General features: G+C 72.2%; 17 protein-coding genes. 4 read left to right on the top strand and 13 right to left on the bottom strand.

Going from position 1 to position 17,523, the window contains the following annotated elements; genetic code table 11:
* Nucleotides 1-2: 2 nt before the first annotated feature.
* Nucleotides 3-1,610, top strand: a complete 1,608-nt coding sequence (locus tag ACIA8R_RS25050) for an NADH-ubiquinone oxidoreductase-F iron-sulfur binding region domain-containing protein (RefSeq protein WP_357702999.1) — start codon at nucleotides 3-5, stop codon at nucleotides 1,608-1,610.
* 86 nt (nucleotides 1,611-1,696) lie between these two features.
* Complete coding sequence (locus ACIA8R_RS25045) at nucleotides 1,697-3,211, top strand: FAD-binding oxidoreductase (RefSeq protein ID WP_397040631.1); 1,515 nt, start codon at nucleotides 1,697-1,699, stop codon at nucleotides 3,209-3,211.
* A gap of 1 nt (nucleotide 3,212) precedes the next feature.
* On the opposite strand, the gene ACIA8R_RS25040 is transcribed toward ACIA8R_RS25045, so the two are convergent.
* Nucleotides 3,213-3,809, bottom strand: coding sequence for a L,D-transpeptidase family protein (locus ACIA8R_RS25040; protein ID WP_397040630.1), 597 nt, complete (start codon nucleotides 3,807-3,809; stop codon nucleotides 3,213-3,215).
* A 639-nt stretch (nucleotides 3,810-4,448) separates the two neighbouring features.
* On the opposite strand from ACIA8R_RS25040, the gene ACIA8R_RS25035 reads away from it, so the two are divergent.
* Entirely contained in the window at nucleotides 4,449-5,084 is a 636-nt protein-coding gene (locus tag ACIA8R_RS25035) for a GNAT family N-acetyltransferase (RefSeq protein ID WP_397040628.1), read from the top strand.
* A gap of 13 nt (nucleotides 5,085-5,097) precedes the next feature.
* Here ACIA8R_RS25035 and ACIA8R_RS25030 read toward each other — a convergent pair whose 3' ends face one another.
* Genes ACIA8R_RS25030 through ACIA8R_RS25020 form a run of 3 tightly spaced genes read right to left on the bottom strand, consistent with a single transcriptional unit; the run spans nucleotide 5,098 to nucleotide 8,901 of the window.
* Nucleotides 5,098-7,059 (bottom strand): acetoacetate--CoA ligase, encoded by a 1,962-nt coding sequence (locus tag ACIA8R_RS25030; RefSeq protein ID WP_357703007.1) that lies wholly within the window; start codon nucleotides 7,057-7,059, stop codon nucleotides 5,098-5,100.
* Between the two features lie 58 nt (nucleotides 7,060-7,117).
* Nucleotides 7,118-7,975, bottom strand: a complete 858-nt coding sequence (locus ACIA8R_RS25025; protein ID WP_397040626.1) for a serine hydrolase — start codon at nucleotides 7,973-7,975, stop codon at nucleotides 7,118-7,120.
* Nucleotides 7,972-8,901, bottom strand: coding sequence for a LysR family transcriptional regulator (locus ACIA8R_RS25020; RefSeq protein WP_397040624.1), 930 nt, complete (start codon nucleotides 8,899-8,901; stop codon nucleotides 7,972-7,974). The genes ACIA8R_RS25025 and ACIA8R_RS25020 overlap by 4 nt, the downstream gene beginning before the upstream one ends.
* 86 nt (nucleotides 8,902-8,987) lie before the next feature.
* Between ACIA8R_RS25020 and ACIA8R_RS25015 the strand changes: the two genes are divergently transcribed.
* The gene (locus ACIA8R_RS25015) at nucleotides 8,988-10,595 is read left to right on the top strand and encodes a penicillin-binding transpeptidase domain-containing protein (protein ID WP_397040622.1); all 1,608 of its coding nucleotides are present in this window, start codon (nucleotides 8,988-8,990) and stop codon (nucleotides 10,593-10,595) included.
* A gap of 43 nt (nucleotides 10,596-10,638) precedes the next feature.
* Here ACIA8R_RS25015 and ACIA8R_RS25010 read toward each other — a convergent pair whose 3' ends face one another.
* The 9 genes from ACIA8R_RS25010 to ACIA8R_RS24970 all read right to left on the bottom strand — a co-directional run bounded on the left by ACIA8R_RS25010 (nucleotide 10,639) and on the right by ACIA8R_RS24970 (nucleotide 17,476).
* Nucleotides 10,639-11,346, bottom strand: coding sequence for an HAD family hydrolase (locus ACIA8R_RS25010; RefSeq protein WP_397040620.1), 708 nt, complete (start codon nucleotides 11,344-11,346; stop codon nucleotides 10,639-10,641).
* Nucleotides 11,347-11,440: 94 nt separating this feature from the next.
* Nucleotides 11,441-12,067 carry an HAD hydrolase-like protein gene (locus ACIA8R_RS25005; RefSeq protein ID WP_357703017.1) on the bottom strand — a complete coding sequence of 209 codons (627 nt, stop codon included), beginning with the start codon at nucleotides 12,065-12,067 and terminating at the stop codon, nucleotides 11,441-11,443.
* Between the two features lie 12 nt (nucleotides 12,068-12,079).
* Complete coding sequence (locus tag ACIA8R_RS25000; RefSeq protein WP_364086445.1) at nucleotides 12,080-12,583, bottom strand: DUF6912 family protein; 504 nt, start codon at nucleotides 12,581-12,583, stop codon at nucleotides 12,080-12,082.
* Between the two features lie 31 nt (nucleotides 12,584-12,614).
* Nucleotides 12,615-13,262, bottom strand: a complete 648-nt coding sequence (locus ACIA8R_RS24995) for an HAD family hydrolase (RefSeq protein ID WP_397040618.1) — start codon at nucleotides 13,260-13,262, stop codon at nucleotides 12,615-12,617.
* Between the two features lie 59 nt (nucleotides 13,263-13,321).
* Nucleotides 13,322-14,617: a glycoside hydrolase family 3 protein gene (locus ACIA8R_RS24990; protein WP_397040616.1), complete on the bottom strand. Its 1,296-nt coding sequence runs from the start codon at nucleotides 14,615-14,617 to the stop codon at nucleotides 13,322-13,324.
* A gap of 70 nt (nucleotides 14,618-14,687) precedes the next feature.
* Nucleotides 14,688-16,352 carry a phosphoenolpyruvate--protein phosphotransferase gene (gene ptsP / locus ACIA8R_RS24985; RefSeq protein ID WP_397040614.1) on the bottom strand — a complete coding sequence of 555 codons (1,665 nt, stop codon included), beginning with the start codon at nucleotides 16,350-16,352 and terminating at the stop codon, nucleotides 14,688-14,690.
* Nucleotides 16,349-16,612, bottom strand: a complete 264-nt coding sequence (locus tag ACIA8R_RS24980; protein WP_357703026.1) for an HPr family phosphocarrier protein — start codon at nucleotides 16,610-16,612, stop codon at nucleotides 16,349-16,351. Before ACIA8R_RS24980 ends, ptsP begins: the two co-directional genes overlap by 4 nt.
* A gap of 170 nt (nucleotides 16,613-16,782) precedes the next feature.
* Nucleotides 16,783-17,229 carry a PTS glucose transporter subunit IIA gene (locus ACIA8R_RS24975; RefSeq protein ID WP_357703028.1) on the bottom strand — a complete coding sequence of 149 codons (447 nt, stop codon included), beginning with the start codon at nucleotides 17,227-17,229 and terminating at the stop codon, nucleotides 16,783-16,785.
* A gap of 10 nt (nucleotides 17,230-17,239) precedes the next feature.
* Nucleotides 17,240-17,476 (bottom strand): glucose PTS transporter subunit EIIB, encoded by a 237-nt coding sequence (locus ACIA8R_RS24970; RefSeq protein WP_125632338.1) that lies wholly within the window; start codon nucleotides 17,474-17,476, stop codon nucleotides 17,240-17,242.
* Nucleotides 17,477-17,523: the final 47 nt, after the last annotated feature.

Below are 17,523 nucleotides of genomic sequence, written 5' to 3'. Positions count from 1 at the left end.
TCGTGATCCCGCACCGGGTGCCGCGCGTGCTGCGGATGGGTCCGGCGCGGCTGACCGCCGGGCTCGATCACTGCCGGCGGCTCGACCTGCCCGCGCACCGGACGCTGCACGGCGAACCGCGCCCGCGCGAGCTGGCCGAGCTCATCTCCATGGTGAACGAGGTGGACATGCGCGGACGGGGCGGCGCCGCCTTCCCGTTCGGGCGCAAGCTGCGGGCCGTGGCGGACGCGGCGGGCACCGGCGAGAGCGTGGTGCTGGTCAACGGCGCCGAGGGCGAGCCGGCCAGCTCCAAGGACGCCATGCTGCTCACCCGCAACCCGCACCTCGTGCTGGACGGCGCCATCCTGGCGGCGGAGGCCCTGGGCGCCCGAGAGGTGGTCGTGGCCACCGTCGCGGGCGAGGTGGCCGAGTCGTCCGTGTCGGCCGCAGTGGCCGAACGCCGGGCCGCGAACGTGTCGGGCGGTTCGGAGAGCCGCATCCCGATCCGGGTGGTCGGGCTGGCGGAGAGGTTCATCAGCGGGGAGGGCGGTGCGCTCGTCCGCGGCGTGAACGGCGAGGAGGCCATCCCGCCGGGAAGGAAGCGGCGGGCCGCGACGAGCGGCGTGGACGGGCTGCCGACCCTGCTGTCCAACACCGAGACCTACGCGCAGTTCGCGCTGCTGGCCGAGTACGGCCCCGAGAAGTACGCCGAGGTGGGCACCAGCAAGGAGCCCGGCACGATCCTGCTCACGGTGAGCGGCGGCGCGGCCAACGGCGCGGTGATCGAGGCGCCGACCGGCGTCCTGCTGGCCGACGTCCTCGCGCTGTGCGAGGCCGAGGCCGGGGACGGCGTGCTGGTCGGCGGCTACCACGGCGCGTGGCTGTCGGCCGAGGTGGCCAGGTCCGCGGTGATCTCGCGGGAGGGCATGAAGCTGGCCGGGGCCACGCTGGGGGCCGGGATCATCGTGCCGCTCGGCGACGCCACCTGTCCCCTGGGCGAGGCGGCCAGGGTGGCCTCGTACCTGGCCGCCGAGTCGGCCGGGCAGTGCGGTCCCTGCCGCCTGGGGTTGCCCGACGTGGCGCGGGCGCTGTGCGCGATCGCCGAGGGCACGGGCTCCGTGGACGCCGTACGCCGGTGCGTGCGGGCCGTCGAGCGGCGTGGCGCGTGCTTCCACCCGGACGGCACGGCCAAGTTCGTGCTGTCGGCGCTGGACGCGTTCGAGAGCGAGATCGCGCTCCACCTGGAGCACGGCTCGTGCGGCCGACCGGTGCGCGGCGTGCTGCCGATGCCCGAGCCCGAGGTGGAGCCCGAGTACCGGCTGGAGGTGGACTGGACCCGCTGCCAGGGGCACGGACTGTGCGCGCACCTGCTGCCGGAGTTCGTGGACCTGGACGACTACGGGTTCCCGTCGTTCAGGAACGTGCCGGGATGGATGGTCAAGGACGCGCGGCGGGCGGTCGAGATGTGCCCGGCGCTGGCGTTGCGCATCGCCCAGACGAACGGGGACGGGCCGAAACCGCCCATGTCGCCGCTTCGGCTGGTCAAGGACGGCGTGTTGAGGAAGGCCCCGGGGCTGACGCGGGTGGGGGCCGGTCAGAACATCTTTGGATTCGGAGGGACGGCGGGGTGATTTTTGCAGTGATGGAGTTGTGACCAACTTGTCCGGAGATCCACGCGTCTCATCGATCGGTTCGACACGACCGACGGGGGACGACCATGGACCGCCGCGACTTTCTCCACCTCACCGCGCTCGCGCCGCTGGCACTCGCCGCCGACGCGAGGACGCCCGGCGCACCGGCCACCGGTGCGCGAACGTCCGGCTTCGGATTGTCCGGCGCTGAGGTGTCCGGCGCTGAGGTGTCCGGCGTCGGGGCGGTCGGCGCGGGGCGGTCGGCGCCGCCGCCGGACTGGGCGCGGCTGCGCAGGCAGCTCGCGGGCACGCTGGTGCTGCCCGGCGACTCCGGGTACGACAGCGCCCGCCGCCTGTTCAACCCCGCCTACGACCGGATCAGGCCGGGCGGCGTGGCGTACTGCGCGAGCCCGGCGGACGTCTCGGCGTGCCTGGCGTTCGCGCGCGCGACCGGCGTCGCGGTCACCGCCCGCTCCGGCGGCCACTCCTACGCGGGCTGGTCCACCGGCACCGGCCTGGTGATCGACGTGTCCCGGATGAACGCGGTCTCCTACGCCTCCGGCCGGGCCACGGTCGGGGCGGGCGCCAAGCTGATCGACGTCTACGACCGGCTGGCCCGGCACGGCGTGAGCATCCCGGCGGGCTCGTGCCCCACGGTCGGGATCGCCGGGCTGACGCTGGGCGGCGGCCTCGGCGTGGTGTCGAGGAAGTACGGGCTCACCTGCGACACCCTGGAGTCCGTCCGCGTGGTCACGGCCGACGGCCGCCTGCTGACCGCGGACGCCACCCACCACTCCGGCCTCTACTGGGCCTGCCGCGGCGGTGGCGGCGGCAACGTCGGCATCGCGGTCTCCTTCACCTTCCGCACCCACGCCACGCGCGACCTCACCGTGTTCTTCCTGCACTGGCCGTGGTCGAAGGCGGGGGCCGCGGTGCGCGCCTGGCAGTCGTGGGGCCCGTCCGCGCCGGACGAGCTGTGGTCGTCGCTGCACCTGACGCGCGCGGAACGCGGCCTGGACGTGCTCGTCGTCGGCACGTACGAGGGCCCGAAGGCGTCACTGGACCGCCTGCTCGCCCCGCTGGTCGCGCGGATCGGCACGCCGTCGTCGAGGTCCGTGCGGACCACGTCGTACCGGGAGGCGATGATGATCATGGCGGGATGCGCCTCGCGGTCGGTGGAGCAGTGCCGCCGGACGCCGAGGGAGGCGTTCGCCGCCAAGTCGCACCTGGCCTACGCCAAGCTCCCGGCCGACGGCGTCCGGAGGCTGGTGGACGGGGTGGCGCGCGGCGGACGGCACTCCGTGCTGCTGGACGCGCTCGGCGGCGCGGTGGGCCGGGTGAAGCCGACCGCCACGGCGTTCCCGCACCGGGCCGCGCTCTACAGCGTGCAGTACTACGCGGAGGGCACGGACCGGACATGGCTGCGCGGGCTGCACGGCGAGATGACCCCCCACTTCGGCGAGCACGCCTACGTGAACTACATCGATCCCGACCTGACCGGCTGGCGCGGCGCCTACTACGGCCCCAACGCCGCCCGCCTGGCCGAGGTGAAGTCGACCTACGACCCCGACCGGCTGTTCCGCCTGCCGCAGGGCATCTGACCTACTTCTCCCGCACGTAGACGGGCTCGCCGATCTTCACCATGTCGAACAGCCGCTTCGAGGTGGGCAGCGGCAGCCGGACGCACCCGTGCGAAGCGGGCCGCAGCGGCACCTTGGACGAGCCGTGCATGGCGATGCCCCCGACGAAGTAGAGGGAGTCGTACATCGTGCCCAGCGGCCCCTCGGTCCAGCCCGGCGCGCGGCTGGTGACGTGGAAGTCGCCGGTCGGGGTGATCGCGTTGCCGCAGTGGCCGTTCTCGCAGTAGCTGACCCGAGCGCCCGTCGAGACGTGCGAGACGAGCGCCGGGCGGCGGTGACGGTAGACGACGAGGAGCTGGTAGCGCAGGTTGATCTCGACCCGGTCGGCCTCGCCGTTCGGGACCAGCGGCCGCATGCGCACCGGGCGGTCGAACGCCTTCCACACCTCGGGCCCGACCGCGCCCTGGGGGCGCAGGTGCCGGTGCTTCTGGAGGGCCCACACGCCGAACTTGGTCTGCTCGTCGTAGACGCCGTTGATCCGGCCGTAGTAGTAGCCGTTCCGGTGCAGCCGCTCCTGGAGGCGTCTGACGGTCTCGCCGCGGTCGCCCGGCCGCAGCACGACCTCCGCGCCAGGCCCGGTCGTGCCACGCCCGGCCGTGTCGCGCCCGGCCGTGTCGCGCCCAGTAGTGCCACGTCCGGCCGTGTCGCGCCCAGTCGTGCCGCGCCCGGTCGTGCCAGGCCCAGTCGTGTCGGGCCCGGTCGTGTCGGGCCCAGTCGCGCCGGGCCCAGCGGTGCCGGGCACAGCCGTGTCCGCCACGGCGGGCGCACCGGCCAGGAAGGGAAGCCCACCACACCCGAGAGCGGCGAAAACAACCGCTCTCCGAACCTTTGTGATCATAGGTCAACGCCTACCCAGATCACCAACAATTCACGACACTGGTAAATCAGACTAAAAACCGGCATATCGCTTTTATACGACAACAAAGTCAAAGCTTTAGCGGCGTCTTGGGCAAGCAGAGAAGGGGGCGACCAAGAAAAGGCGGATGCGCCATGGACGCATCCGCCTTTCCTCCAGAAGCCGGGGAGTGAGCTGCGCGTTCACCCACCCGGACCTCTGTTCACCCCTCCGAACAGCCCCAACCTTAGCCAAGCCGAAGCCCGGAACGCACACCGTTCGGCAAAACCTTTCCGGAGAAAATCGGGGGCAGGCAAAAAACGAGTCGCGCGAGCGTCAGCACGGGTGGAAGTATGCCGAGATATGCGTAACTGGCCGCTCTTCGAGCTCTCCATCACCACGCCGCGACTGGAACTGCGGCACCCCAGCCTCGACGACCTCGACGAACTGGCCGACCGGGCGGCCGAGGGCGTCCACGACGCCGGCTTCATGCCGTTCCTGCGCCCGTGGTCCGAGGCGGCCCCGGCCGAGCGGGTACGCCGTACGGTCCAGTACCACTTCAGGAGCTGGGCCGAGTTCACCGCCGACGACTGGTCGGTGGAGCTGGTCGCGGTGCACGAGGGCCAGGTGGTCGGCACCCAGGGCATCACCGCGACGAGCTTCCCCGTGGCCCGGCAGGTCAAGACGGGCTCCTGGCTGGGGCGGCGCTTCCAGGGCCTCGGCATCGGCACGGAGATGCGCAGGGCCGTCCTGCACTTCGCCTTCGCCGGGCTCGGCGCGCGGCACGCCGTGACGGAGGCGTTCGAGGACAACCACGCCTCGCTGGCGGTGACGAGGAAGCTCGGCTACCGCGACGACGGCGTCACCGTGCACGCGCGCAGGGGCGAGCCGGTCGTCACCCGGCGCTTCCGCATGGCCCGCGAGGACTGGTCGCCGTCGCCCGACATCGAGATCCACCACCTGGACGCCTGCCTGCCCCTGTTCGGCCTGGAGCCCTGAGCATCCGCCGTCGCTACGGCCTGAAGTGCCGCAACACCTCCGGGTTCGCCATGGCGTCGGGGTTGGCCGCCTCCTCGACGGGTGTGCCGAGCAGGATCTTGCGTACGGGCACCTCCAGCTTCTTGCCGGACAACGTCCGGGGGATGCCGGGCACGACGCGGATCTCGTTCGGCACGTGCCGGGGCGACAGCTCCTGGCGAAGGGCCGCGCACAGGGCGCGTTCGAGCTGCTCGCCGAACTCGGCGCCCTCGGCGAGGGTGACGTAGAGCAGCAGGCGGCCCTCCTGGCCGAGCTGGCCGGTGTCGATCACCAGGCTGTCGGCGATCTCGTCGAACCGCTCCACGACCCGGTAGAACTCGCTGGTGCCCATGCGCACGCCGCCGCGGTTGAGCGTGGAGTCGGAGCGGCCGTAGATGACGCAGCCGCCGTCCTCGTTGATCTTGATCCAGTCGCCGTGCCGCCACACGCCGGGGTAGACGTCGAAGTAGCTCTCGAAGTAGCGCCGCCCGTCGGGGTCGTTCCAGAACATCACCGGCATCGAGGGCATCGGCCGGGTCAGCACCAGCTCGCCCACCTCGCCGACCACCGGCTCGCCCTTGGGGTCGTACGACTCCACCTTCGCCCCCAGCGACCGGCACGGGATGATCCCCGCCCTGATCGGGTGGAGCATCGTGGCCCCGACGAACCCGGTGCACACGTCGGTGCCGCCGGAGAACGACCCGATCGGCGTACCGGGCAGTTCGGCGGCGACCCACTCGAACCCCTCGGGCGGCAGCGGCGAGCCCGTCGAGCCGATGCCGCGCAGCCGCTCCAGCCCGGTCGGCCGGATCCCCTCCTTCAGCGAGGCCATGATGTACGGCGCCCCCACCCCGAAGTACGTCACCTGCTCCTGGGCGGCGATCCGCCAGAGCGCGGCGGACGAGGGATGCGTGGCCGAGCCGTCGTAGAGCACCGGCGTGGCCCCCACCAGCAGGGCCCCGATGAGGTAGTTCCACATCATCCAGCCCGTGGTGGTGTACCAGAAGAACACGTCCTCCTCGCCCAGGTCCTGGTGGAAGGCGAGCGACTTGAGGTGTTCGAGCAGCACGCCGCCGTGCCCGTGCACGATCGGCTTGGGCAGCCCGGTCGTGCCGCTGGAGTAGAGGATCCACAGCGGGTGGCCGAACGGCACCCGGTCGAACTCCAGCGGCCCCGCCTCGGCCCGCAGCCCCTCCCAGCCGATCACCTCACCGTGCGGCACCGAACGCGTGTGCGCGGCACCGGGCTCGGCCTGCTGGGGGGCGCGGCCGTCGCCGGCCGCCGACAGGTAGGGGATCCAGACCGTGGCGCGCAGCGTGGGCAGCTCGGCGGCGATCTCGTTGACGGCGTCGGAGCGGTCGTAGGTCTTGCCGTTGTAGCGGTAGCCGTCGACCGCGATGAGCACCTTGGGCTCGATCTGCTTGAACCGGTCGACGATGCTCGGCACCCCGAAGTCGGGCGAGCCGGCCGACCAGATCGCGCCGAGCGAGGCGGTGGCGAGGAAGGCGATCAGGGCCTGCGGGATGTTCGGCAGGTAGCCGGCCACGCGATCGCCCCTGGTGACGCCGAGCCGGGCCAGGCCGGCGCGGACGCGGGCCACCTCGTCGCGCAGCTCGGCGTACGTCAGCTCCTGGCGGGCGCCGTCCTCGGAGACGAAGACCAGGGCGGTGCCCTCGGTACGCCGCAGCGCGTTCTCGGCGTAGTTGACCGAGGCTCCCGCGAACCAGGTCGCGCCGGGCATCTCGCCCGACAGCACCGGCCCGTCACCGCGCTCCCCGATGACGTCGAAGTAGTCCCAGACCGACGTCCAGAAGTCCTCAGGACGGTCGACGGACCACTGCCACACCTCCTCGTAGCTCGCTCCGGACCGTCCCAGCCACTCCAGGTAGCGGGTCAGCTTGGCGGCGGCCACGACCTCGTCGGTCGGCTCCCAGAGAAGCGCACCTTCAGCAACCATGTGCCCCATCCTGTCGCCCGGTAGGTGGAAAGTCATACCTGACCTCCCACATAACTTGCTACCTCCTCAGGTGGTCCACCGCCATACGCGCCGCCGTGCCGATCACCGCGTCGGCGCGCGGCTGGATGACCGCCGTGCTGGACGAGCGGGTGAACACCGCCACCGCGTACCGGCCGCCGTCGGGGTACTCGACCACGCCGACCTCGGTGCGCAGCGTCGGCAGCGACCCGGTCTTGCCGCCGACCTCGACGTCGTCGTACGGGAAGCCCGAGGCCAGCCGGTGGGGCCACACCTGCATGTTGAGCACGGCGCGCATCCAGGAGCAGGACTCCGGCGTGGCGGCCTCGTCCCGCCAGATCATGGAGAGCAGGCGGGTCATCTCGCGGGGGGTGCTGCGGTTCGTCCGCGCCGGGTCGAGCACCCGCAGGCGGGAGATGTCGTCGGGATCCAGGTACGGCCACCCGTGGCCGGTGTCCAGCTCCATGGACTCGAACAGGGCCCGGCCGCTCTGCCGCAGCCGGGTGCCGTCGAGGCCGAAGGCGTCCAGCATGGTGTTGACCGCCTCCATGCCCACCCGGTCGAGCAGCACGTCGGCGGAGGTGTTGTCGCTCACCGCCATCATCTGGTACGCCAGGTCGCGCAGCGACATCGTCACGTCGTCGAGCATGGCCGACAGGCCCGTGGGCCCCGAGACCCGCCGGTCGGCCGTGACTGTCGTCGGGGCCGTCGCGTCCAGCAGCCCGGCGTCGGCCTGCCGGCAGAACTCCACCAGCAGCGGCAGCTTGAACACCGACGCCAGGGGCACCGGCTCGTCGGCGTCGTGCCCGGCCTCCCGCCCTGAGTCGATGTCGCAGGCGTGCAGCCAGCCGGTGACCCCGGCCATCCGGAACAGCGCCGCGTAGTCGGGATCGCTCATGCCAGCATCCCCGGCCTCCGGCTGATCCGCCGCGCGGGCGCGGCGCCCTCGTCGGTCATCCCGGCGCTCTCCTTCAACGTGCGTACGGCAACGGCCGAGAACTCGGCCACCCAGTCCTTCCTCGTGCCCGTCGCCGCTCGCCAGGCGGTGGAGACCCGGCACGCGATCGGCGAGCCTAGCAGCGGCCGCCACGCCAGCCCAGGGACGTCCGCCTTCGGCCCGAACGCCACCGCCTGGCCCGCGAGCACCAGGCCGAGCCCGGCGCCCTGGTGCACCTGGGCGGGGACGTAGCCGTGCCGGCGGCACTCGGCCAGCGTCTCTGCGTGCCAGCCCGGCTCGCCCTCCTTGGGCGGCATCAGCAGCTCGCGCCCGGCCAGCTCGGTCAGGTGCACCTCGCCGGCCTCGGCCAGCGGGTCGTCCCCGGCCAGCAGCACGCCCTGGGGCTGCACGAGCACCTGGCCGAAGTCCAGGCCGGGGGCGGCGACCGGATGGCGGACGAGCCCGACGTCGATCGTGCCCTCGGCCAGCGCGGACACCTGGTGGGCCGTCCAGATCTCGGCGGGGACGAGCCGTACGTCCGGATTCGCCGCCCGGAAGCCCGCGACCAGGGCGGCGATCACGGAGGCGGCCAGGTCGGGCGGGACCCCGATCTTGAGCACGCCGCCGTCGCCGTGGCGGGCCAGCTCGCGCAGCCGCTCGACCCTGGCCACGATCTCCCGGGACTCGCCGAGCAGCAGCCGCCCGGCCTCGGTCAGGCGCACCTGGCGGGCGGACCGGTCGAAGAGCGGCACGCCGAGCTCCTCCTCCAGGCGCTTGATGCGCTGGCTGAGCGGCGGCTGGGCCATGCCGAGGCGGATCGCGGCGTTCCCGAAGTGCAGTTCCTCCGCCACCACGACGAAGTAGCGGAGATGCCGGACCAAGTCCATGACCAGCCACTATATCCAGATTTATATCTATGTAGCCGTCATATCAATATTGGACGGGACGTCTCACTGTCTGGTGTCCTCAGGCCATGGCATCACAAACGGGGGCCCTGTACGGGCGACTTCGGCCGGAGGAGCCGCGCCGCCGACGGCGGCGCAGGTGGCCGCTGGTCCTGGCAGTCCTTCTCGTGCTGGTAGTGGCGGCGGGGGCCACCATCTGGCTGTTGCGGACGGAAGGCTCACCCGAGCAGACGACCGACGAATACCTCTCGGCCTGGTCCGTCAAGGACTATGCGAAGATGCGCCGGCTCGTCGCCGACCCGCCCACCGACTTCGAGGCCTGGCACCGGCGTTTCAGCACCGACCTCAAGGTCGAGCAGGCCACCTTCTCCCGCTCCCGGTCGACCGGCCCCTTCGCCGACGACGGCCCGGACGACGACGGCTACCTGGGCTTCAACGTCAACCTGCAAGGCCGCCGGGACTGGAAGTACAGCAGCCGGCTCAAGGTGGTCGAGCAGGACGGCGCGTGGAAGGTCGCCTGGACCCCGGCCGTCCTCCATCCCCAGCTCAAGAAGGGCCTCTCGCTGCGCCTGGTAGCCCAGAAGCGCGACGCGGTGAGCGTCCGGGCCGCCGACGGCACCGAGATCGGCGGCGCGGACGCCCCCGGCTCGGTGCAGCAACTGGTGGAGGGCATCAAGCAGACCTACCCCGACCGCTTCAACGGGAGCGGCGACTCCATCATCGGCCTCTACAAGGGCGACGAGCTGGTCGAGACGCTGGTCAAGCCGGGCGGCACCGAGCCGCTCACCACCACGATCGACCTGAAGGTGCACGAGGCGGGGGCCGCGGCGCTCGAAGGCGTGACCAAGCCGGCCTCGCTGGTGGCGTTGCGCGCCTCGACCGGCGAGATGCTGGCCGTCGTCAACAAGCCCGGCGGCTTCAACCGGGCGCTGCTGGGCAAGTATCCGCCCGGCTCGACGTTCAAGGTCGTCACGGCCTCGGCGCTGGTCGCGGACGGGGTCGAGCCCGCCAAGACGGTCACCTGCCCGGCCGAGAAGAACATCGGCGGCTTCCCCTTCCACAACGCCGGCTTCAAGGACTACGGCACGCTCTCCTTCCAGGACGCCTTCGCGCACTCGTGCAACACCACGTTCGGCGAGATGAGCGTGGCCGAGCTGAACGGCGGCAGGCTGGCCGAGGTGGCCAAGAGCTTCGGCTTCGGCACCGCGATCAACCCTGGCGTGCCCGCCGTGCGGGCCGAGTTCCCCGACCCCAAGGACGACACCGACCTCGCCTCGGCCTCCATCGGCCAGGGCCGGGTGCTGGCCAGCCCGCTCAACATGGCCTCCGTCGCCGCCGCCATCGCCTCGGGCGCCTGGATCCCGCCGCGGATCGTGCCCAAGGGGATGGTCTCCGACGACCGCCCGCGCCCGCTGGAGCGCGGCGTGGTCTCCGCCCTGCGCAAGCTCATGCCCGCCGTCGTCACGGACGGCACCGCCAAGGCCGCGCACTTCCCCGCGGGCACCGCGGGCAAGACCGGGACGGCCGAATACGGTTCGGGCAAGGAGCCGCCCGCGCACTCGTGGTTCATCGGCTACAAGGGGGACGTGGCGTTCGCGGTGGTCGTGGAGGGCGGCGGCGCCGGCTCGGCCGTGGCGGCCCCCGTCGCGGCCCGTTTCCTCACCGCCCTGCCCTGATCCACCGCACGGGGGCGTAGGTCGGCAGGGCGGAGCAGGCGGGTCAGCCGGCCTTGCGGTCCAGGGGGGAGGTCAGGCCGTTCACGGCGGCCACCACCTCCGAGGCGTCGGACAGGTCCGGCAGCACCAGGTCGGCGCCCGCCTCCCGCAGCTCGGCGGCCATGGACCGCCCGGAGGCGACCCCGATCACGGCGGCCCCGCCGATCCTGGCCGCCTGCACGTCACGCGTGGAGTCGCCGATCACGACCGTGTTGGCCGCCGTGAACGGCGTGCCCAGCCGCTGCTTGGCCCTCCCCTGGGCGACCTGCAGCAGCGTCGCCTTGGGGTAGACCTCCTCGCCGTAGCCGCCGAGCTCGAAGTCGACGTACTTGTCCAGCCCGAACGCCTTGAGCTTGTGCACGGCGTTGCCCTTGATCGTGCCGGTCAGCACCGACTGCACGACGCCGTCGAGCCGGGCCACCGTCTTCAGCGCGCTCTTGGCGCCCGGCATCATCCGGCCCTCCTTGGCCAGCCGGCCGCGCCGGTCGGCGAAGGCGAGGGCGAGCGCGGCCAGGAACCGGGGCAGGTGGTCGTCCTCGGCCTGGATCCCGTTGACGGCCAGCGTCTCGAAGACGATCTCGGAGTCGGGGCGGCCCAGCGGCGGCACGAGCTTGACCAGCGGCCGGCCGGTCACGGCGCGGAACGCCTCGGCGTAGGCGTCCCGGGTCACGATGGCGACGTCGACCAGGGTGAGATCGACGTTCCAGAGCACAAGGCGGTTGATGGCGACCTCCTGAGGGGTTACCGGCAAGGGTACGGCCGCCGCCCGCCCCGGTGCTTCCCCCGAGGCGGATCCGGCATGCCCCTCAGGCGTACTGGAGCGCCTGGGCGAGCGTGTCCACCACGGGCAGGCCGGTGCCCTCCAGCTCGGCCCGCGAGGTCATGCCGCCGGTGTAGAGCACCGCCCGCGCACCCACGTGCCGCGCGGCGAGCCCGTCGTCGACGCTGTCGCCGATCACCAGGATCTCGCCGGGATCGACGTCGAGGGCCTGGATGTGCGTGGTCATGTGCACGGCCTTCTCGCCCCCCGTGCTCCCGACCAGCCCGTCGACCCGGGTGAAGTGCCGGGTGATGCCGAAGGACTCGACGATCGGCACCAGATGGGCGTGGGGGGCCATCGAGCACAGCGACTGGGTGCCGGCCCAGCCGCCGAGCACCACCTCGGCGTCGGGGGCCAGGCCGCAGGCGGCGCTCAGCCTGAAGTAGTGCTCATGGAACCCGTCGTCCAGCAGTTCCCACTCCCCCTCGGCCAGCGGCCTGCCGAGCAGGCGCTCGTAGGCGACCCAGATGGGGCGGGTGTAGACCGCGCGGAACCCGTCGGCGGTCAGTTCGGGCAGCGCGTACGGCTTGAAGAGGGCGTTGGTGGCACCTACGACGGCCTCGACGTCGTGAAAGAGCGTCCCGTTCCAATCCCAGATGATGTGTTTTGTCATGTCCCATCAAGCTTATTCTGAACGCAGCAGGTCCGGGATCTCCTGGGTGGCATACCACATGAGCTCATGGGCCTCCGCGCCGTCGACCGTGAACCGGGCGTCGTCGTCGCCGTCGTCGGAGGCGGGCAGCGCCTCGACGGCGGCCTCGATGTCGGCGGCGGCGTCATGGTCGTCGATGTGCACCGCGGCCACCTTCGCCATCGGGACGGCCGCGGCGAGCCGCACGCGGGCCCGCTCCTCCAGGCCGACGCCGGCCGAGACCGAGCCGTCGGGCACCTCGGCGGCGACCACCACCCGCCTGGGCCCGGCGGCCACGCCGTCGGCGGCCAGCATGCGCAGCGAGGCGCGGGCCGCCTCGGTCAGCGCGACGTACTCCAGTTCCTCGGTGTCGCCCGAGGCGTACCACTCGGTCAGCGCGGGGGTCACCGCGTAACCGGTCAGGGGGGCCGGCCCCAGTTCCCCTGCCTCGACCGCGCGGGCGAGGGCGGGGAGGGTGCACGGCAGATAGACGCGCATCACGAACCTTTCCGAAATCGCAAGGGCACCATCATGCCCGTCGCAGCGTGAGCCGGAGAACGGACTCCAGCTCTGTGAGGGTCGTGTCGGCGTCGCGGTGGTGGATTCCGGTGATGCCGAGCGCGCGGGCGGCCAGGATGTTGGCCTCGATGTCGTCGATGAAGACGCACTGCTCGCCGGGCAGTCCGACCTGGTCGAGGGCGTGTCGGAAGATGCGTTCCTCGGGTTTGCGCATGCCGACCTCGCCGGAGATCACGACCGCGTTGAAGAGGCCGTCCCATTCGTGGCGGGGGTAGGTGTTCGACCAGGAGTTAGACAACAAACACGTCTTAACCCCATTTTTCCGTACGTCGCGGAGCATGTCGTACATGGCGTCGACCCGTTCGAACTGCGCGAACATGCGCTCCAGCAGCCCCTCGGCCACCGGCGGCACGCCGTCGACGGTGAGCAGCCGGGCGGCCAGGTCACGCTCGAAGGCCGGGCCGTCGAGCTCGCCGCGTTCGAGCGCGTGCACGACGTTCTGCCCCTCGCCGCCCTGGTAGGCATGGTCGACCAGCTCGCGCATCACCGAACGGTAGTGCTCGGCGTCGATCCGGTCGGCCGCCAGCCACCGGGCGATGGAGTCGGTCAGGCTGGTCGTGAGCACGCCACCCCAGTCGATGAGCACCCCTGCGACCACGACCGCCTCCTCGCTCGAATCCGGTTCTAGGATAGAACCCCGCGAATCGGCCTTCGCGCCTACCCCGCGGCCCGCACCTCGGCGGCCAGCTTGCGGTGCTCGGGCGACCGCAGCACACCGGCCGCCTCCTGCGCCGACGCGACGGGCGCCGCGGACAGCAGCCCCCTCTTCTGCTTGAGCCTGAGCAGCCGGACGACCGACTGGTCGAGGCGGTCCTCCGAGACGCGCCCCGACTTCACCGCCCCCAGCACCGCCTGGTACGCCTTGCCCAGGTCGTACGGCATGAGCAGCAGGTCGGCCCCGGCCAGCACCGCGCGCACGGCCACCTCGCCGTCGCCGTACTTCTTGCGCACGCCCTCCATGTTGAGCGCGTCGGTGGAGATCACGCCCTTGAAGCCGAGCTTCTGCCGCAGCAGGCCGGTCAGGATGGGCTTGGACAGCGTCGCCGGGTCACCCGACGGGTCGAGCTTGGGGAAGACGATGTGGGCGCTCATCACGGCGTCGACCCCGGCGCCGACGGCGGCCCTGAACGGCGGCGCGTCGATCCGCTCCCACTGGGCCATGGTGTGCTTGATCACCGGCAGGCCGGTGTGGCTGTCGACGGAGGTGTCGCCGTGGCCCGGGAAGTGCTTGGCCGTGGACGCCACCTTGGCGTCGCCGAAGCCATTGACCGCCGCCGCGACCATCTTCGCCACCGCGGACGGGTCGTTCCCGTAGGCCCGCCTGCCGATGACCGGGTTCCTCGGGTTGATGTTGACGTCGGCGACGGGCGCGAAGTCGAGGTTGACCCCGAGCACCCGCAGCTCCTCGCCGGTCGCCCTGGCCACGGCCCTGGACATCGCCGGGTCCTTGGTGGCGCCGATCTCGGCCGCGCCCGGGAAGTCGGTCATCAGCGCGGACATGCGGGACACCAGGCCGTTCTCCTGGTCGGTGCCGACCAGCAGCGGGACCTTCTTCGACGCCTCCTGGAGGCCGTTGGTGAGCTTGACTACCTGGGCGGTGGACTTGACGTTCGCCGGGAAGAGGATCACGCCGCCCAGGTGGTAGCGGGCGATCACCTTGGCCGGGGTCTGGGCGCCGTAGCGGGCCTGGTTCTCGCCGGAGACGGTGTCGGCGGCGGTGCCGTACAGGACGGGCATGAAGAGCTGGCCGACCTTCTCCTCCAGGGTCATCCGCCGCAGGGCCCGCAGCACCGGGTCGGCCTCGGCCTGGGGCGGGCTCTGTGGTGTCGTGCTCCCCGCGGGGGTGGTGGCCCCGTCCCTCGCCGGGGCCGCACTCGCCGGGGCGCCACCCCCGCCGCCGCACGCGGTCAGCGCCAACACCAGGAGCCCTGCCGGGCCGATCCGTCTGAACATGCCTTCCAAGGTATCCATGCCGCGGCCCGTCCGAGGCCCGTCCGAGGCCCGCGACCCCAAAACGCCCCGTTCACACCCCCAGCGCCGCGAGCCCGGGCAGGTGCGTGCGCGCCACCGCGCGCGCGTTCGCGGCCGTGACCTGGGCCCGCGCGTTGCGCGCCGCCAGCCTGCACTGCTCCAGCGTGTGCGCGGCCAGCGCGGCCCGGACGGCCCCCAGAGCCCCCGCCCCCATCGACAGCGTGGTCGCCCCGAGCCCGACCAGAACGCACGCCAGAGCGGGATCGGCGGCCGCCTCACCGCAGACGCCCACCGGCTTGCCGTGGCCGCAGGACATGGCGATCAGGTCGAGCAGCGCCGGCTGCCACGGGTCCTGGAGCCCGCTCACCGTGCCGAGCTGGCGGTCGGCGGCGAAGGCGTACTGGGCCAGGTCGTTGGTGCCGAGCGAGACGAAGTCCACCATCCCGGCCAGTTGCCCGGCCCGCAGCGCCGCGGACGGGATCTCGATCATGACGCCCACCTTGGACAGCCCGCGCGCCCGGCAGGCGTCGGCGAACCATTCGGCCTCCTCGGCCGTGGCCACCATGGGCGCCATCACCAGCAGCTCGGCCGGCGCGTCCTCGGCCGCCGCGGCCAGCGCGCGCAACTGCGCGTCCATCACCTCGGGGAACCGCCTGAACAGGCGCAGCCCGCGCTCGCCCAGCGCCGGGTTCGGCTCGGCGGGGGCGGGCAGGAACCGCAGCGGCTTGTCGGCGCCCGCGTCGAGCGTGCGCACGACCACGGTCCCGCCGGGCACGGCCTCCAACGCCGCGCGGTAGGCCCGCCGCTGCTCCTCGACGGCCGGGGCGTCGGCGCGGTCGAGGAAGAGGAACTCGGTCCGGTAGAGCCCGACGCCCTCCGCCCCGGCGGCCACCGCCTCCGCCAGCTCGGCCGGGCCGGCGACGTTGGCCAGCAGCGGCACCGCGTGCCCGTCGGCGGTCCGGCCCGGCCCCTTGGCCGCGCTGATCGCCGCCTGCTTCGCCGCCGCCGCGTCGCGCGCCCCGGCCACGTGGTCGTCGGACGGCTCCAGGCTCACCTCGCCCGTCGTGCCGTCCACCAGCACCCGGACGCCGCCGGGGATGCCGGTCGCCCCGGGGCAGGCGACCACGGCGGGTACGCCCATCGCCCGTGCCATGATCGCGGTGTGGCTCGTGGGCCCGCCCTGCTCGGTGACGAACCCGGCCACGTGCCGCCGGGACAACAACGCCGTGTCGGCGGGCGCCAGATCGACCGCGACCAGCACGTACGGCTCCTCGGGCGCCACCGGCAGCCCCGGCATCGGGTGCCCGGTCAGCAGGGCGATCACCCGGTCCCTGATGTCGTCGAGGTCGGCGGCCCGCTCGCCCAGGTATCCGCCGGCCCCGCTGAGCACGTCCCGGTATTTGGTGAACGCCTCGAAGACCGCCCGCGGAGCGGCGAGACCCCGGTCGATGAGGGTCCTGACCTTCACCACCAGCCCGGGGTCCTCGGCCATCAGCGCCTGCGCCTTGAGGATCTCCTCGGCCTCGCCGCCCGCCTGGTTGCCGCGGGCCTCAAGCTCGCCCGCGACCCGTGAGAGCGCGGCCGTCGCCCGCTCCTTCTCCTGTTCCGCCTCACCGGTGTAGGTGCTGCCCTCGGGGGGTTCGGGCACAGAGGCGGTCAGAACGTACGCGGGGCCGTGCCCGATGCCCGGGCTGACCCCAACCCCCCGCAGGTTCATGGCGCTCCGGCGATCGTGGCCAGTTCGTCCAGGATCTCCTCGGAGCCGTCGCCCTCGGCGCTGATCACGACGGTCTCGCCCTGCCGGACGTCGAGCGCCATGATGGCGAGGATGCTCTTGCCGTTGACCGGCGCCCCTCCGCCGCTGGCCTTGGCCACGCTGATGTCCATCGGGGCCAGCTGGGCCCGTTTCACGAACGTCGCCGCGGGACGGGCGTGCAGACCCACCTCCGCCGCGACCGTGACCTTGCGCTCACCCATGAGCCTCTCCTTCTCTACCCGGTCCAGACCAGCTGGACCCCTGCTTGAATGGCGGCCGGCCGCTCGCGGTCGGGCCGGTGCCCGGTATGGCTGGGGGCACGCCTATTGTGACGTCTTCTGCCGGTACGACCGTGCCCGTACGGCGATCTCGGGGACCGCGCCGACGGCCGCTACATCCATGTGAACAGCTCGTCCCCCACGTGCACCGCCCCCTGGACGATGCCGGTCACCGACTCCGAGGGGGCGTCGAGGGCCACGACCGGGCAGACCGGGGACCGTCCGCCCGCCTCGACGGCGGACGGGTCCCACGCCACGACGGGCTGCCCCGCGCTGACCCTGTCGCCCTCGGCCGCCAGCAGCCGGAAGCCCTTCCCCTTGAGCTGGACCGTGTCGATGCCCAGGTGCACCAGCACGCCCCTGCCGTCGTCCCCCACGATGACGTAGGCATGCGGATGCAGTTTCATGATCTTTCCCGCTATGGGGGCCACGGCCTTGCCTGGCCCCCGCAACGGGTCGATCGCCGTTCCCGGTCCCACCATGCCCGCGGAGAAGACCGGATCGGGCACGGCGGCCAACCCCACAGCCGCCCCCTCGACCGGGGCGAGAACAGTCGTCATGGTCTCGCCCTTAGCCGATGATGTCCTCGATGTCGCTGGCGATCGTGTCCGCCTCGGGCCCCACGACGACCTGGACCACGTTGCCCGCGGCCATCACGCCGTGCGCCCCCGCCGCCCTGAGGGCGGCCTGGTCGACCTTGGACGCGTCGTGCACTTCGGTGCGCAACCGGGTGATGCAGGGTTCGATCTCGATGATGTTGTCGGCACCGCCGAGACCGGCGATGATCGCATTCACATCCGCCGCCATCCGGTCCTCCCTCGTTCCAACTCCTTGACCAGGCTAAACGAGGCGCC

The organism is Nonomuraea sp. NPDC051191 (genome assembly GCF_044455665.1).
Taxonomy (GTDB): Bacteria; Actinomycetota; Actinomycetes; order Streptosporangiales; family Streptosporangiaceae; genus Nonomuraea.
The sequence above is the reverse complement of the archived record's forward strand: the minus strand, read 5'-3'. Positions and strand labels throughout refer to the sequence as shown.